This is a genomic window from Lysobacter enzymogenes (assembly GCF_017168095.1).
In the GTDB taxonomy this organism is placed as follows: domain Bacteria; phylum Pseudomonadota; class Gammaproteobacteria; order Xanthomonadales; family Xanthomonadaceae; genus Lysobacter; species Lysobacter enzymogenes_D.
The window spans coordinates 1-437 of the sequence record NZ_LXSD01000136.1; the positions used below are offsets into that span (position 1 = coordinate 1).

Annotated in this window: 1 protein-coding gene; it reads left to right on the forward strand. The window is 76.9% G+C overall.

The window, feature by feature from the left end:
* Nucleotides 1–233 (forward strand): hypothetical protein (locus tag A7A76_RS03840; protein ID WP_206409953.1); only part of this gene is annotated, 233 nt, incomplete at its 5' end.
* Nucleotides 234–437: the final 204 nt, after the last annotated feature.

The following is a 437-nucleotide window of genomic DNA, read 5'->3' on the forward strand; positions in this document are numbered from 1 at the left end:
TGCAGGCCGCGCCGGGGCGCACGCCGCCGCCGGCCGAGGCATTGGTGGCCTGGATCGTGTCCGGCGCCGGCGGCCGCGCCGAGCGCTGGCCGCTGCTGGCCGGCGCGCGCGCCGGCGAATATTTCATCCGCGGACGCATGGACCGCGCCGGCGGCTATTTCGTGCACGTGCGCGAAGCCGGCGGCGCGCAAGCGGCGGGCGGCGACGTGCCGGCCGCGTTGACAGTGGAGTGAGCATGGATACGACGACATGGATGCATTTGCGGTTGCGGTTGCGGCCGCGCCTGCAGCCGCGGTTGCCGTGGCCGGCGCGCGGACGAGCGCAAAGGACGCAGGCGGCACCGTCGCAGCCGGAGGGCGCGGCCGCGATCGCCGATGCGGGCCGGCGGCGACGTCTCGCCATGGCCGCGCTGTGGCTCGCCGCCGCGCTGGCGGCAC